The sequence below is a fragment of the Bartonella sp. AP1QHHD genome (assembly GCF_042196265.1).
Taxonomy (GTDB): domain Bacteria; phylum Pseudomonadota; class Alphaproteobacteria; order Rhizobiales; family Rhizobiaceae; genus Bartonella.
Map to the genome: position 1 here is coordinate 1 of NZ_JBHIPW010000002.1, position 1,440 is coordinate 1,440.

2 protein-coding genes and 1 pseudogene are annotated in these 1,440 nt (G+C 36.4%); all 3 read right to left on the minus strand.

Annotation, left to right across the window (positions count from 1 at the left end):
* Nucleotides 1-246 (minus strand): annotated as a pseudogene (locus tag ACFIME_RS00440) (hypothetical protein); the annotation flags it as partial.
* A gap of 85 nt (nt 247-331) precedes the next feature.
* A complete protein-coding gene (locus ACFIME_RS00445) occupies nt 332-850 on the minus strand; it encodes a Rha family transcriptional regulator (RefSeq protein ID WP_375635162.1) in 519 nt (172 codons plus the stop codon).
* Nucleotides 851-1,137: 287 nt separating this feature from the next.
* On the minus strand, nt 1,138-1,440 hold a 303-nt coding region (locus ACFIME_RS00450), incomplete at its 5' end, for a hypothetical protein (protein WP_375662662.1).

The following is a 1,440-nucleotide window of genomic DNA, read 5'->3' on the forward strand; positions in this document are numbered from 1 at the left end:
TTTAGCATTTTCACTAACGACAGCATCATATGCTGCAATAGCATCATCATACACCCAGCAATTCCCATCATGAGAGAGGTTGCTTTCCTTTTCAATAAAACCACCGAGGTCCCCAGCTTTTACATCATCAAAATCCCTTAATGCACGAATACGATAAAAGTATCTAGGTTGACCGGTTTCAGCATCTTTAACTTCTTTAATTTCGTCTGTAATTTCATATTTTTTAGATACATTTTTAGTGGTCATAGGTAGCTCCTAATCTAATATTTAAACAATTTTTTGAATGAAAGAATTTTAAAGAGGGGCGCCCCCGCCGCGCCCGCGCCGTTATTTACGCTGCTTTTGCAATAGCGTTTGTTAAGACACGCTTGGCTTCTGTCGTAACCAATTTGTAATGATCAAGCTCTTTTTGTAGATCATTTACATACGATAAACGCGCAGCAATCATTCCCAAAACTTTACCAATTCCCTCAGGAGCTTTTAAACTTTCATAAGAAAATAAATCATTATCTCTAGAGAATAAATCATGATTTTTTGATTGGCTTTTTAATTCATAAAAAGCTTTAACAAGCGCCTTTTTAAATGCACGCACCGTGTCATTATTGCGCATATATGTCATCAGTAGAGTTGCTTGTGATTCATTAAGGATGGCAACTTCTCTCTTTTGTATTCCACCCTTGGTTTCAAAGGGTAGCATTTCAAATGCGACCCTTCCAAGTTCTTCAAAGTCTTTAATATTTTGACGAACCAACTGTATAACTGTTTTGTGCTTATTACCTACACCCTCTGCAATTTTCAAAGAAGTTGTGACAGCAATACCAGCATTGTTGATTGTTACTAAATTGTTCATAGGGAACTCCTACATGTTTAAAATTTCTATTGACACTCTAAAAGAGTGCCGGGCGCTAGAAACACGGCATGTAGTCCGTCGTCACGCCTTTCCCATAAGGGTATTGTATAGCGTAACCACACCCGACAAAATCGTTATATGCCAATAATAGCATAAAAATAAAGCCAAATTTTGAAGCAGGAAAAGATTGTTTCGTAATCTATTCGCTACATGTTTAGTGTTTCTAGCACTTAATGATTCGTTTAACAGAATGACCTTTTAAAGTCAATACGTATTTTTTATTTTTTTCATTTTTTTTCATTTTGATACCTACCTAGTTGAATACCAAGTGCTTTCTCTAGCTCGTTGTCTATATCATCATAAGTTTTCACTGCTTTAACTGTACGTTTTTTGATTTCCCTATTCACCTCGTCTATCAACGCTTCACAACTCAAAACGCTTTTCGGAATACCACCCCCATAAATCCACGCTTTCACTTGAGCCTTGGTACTGTAATCAACTTTCTCAGGTATCTCATGATACTGACCACCGTCAAATTCTTCATATTCTCTTGTACCATCATCATATTCGTAAAGATTGTAAAAATACTC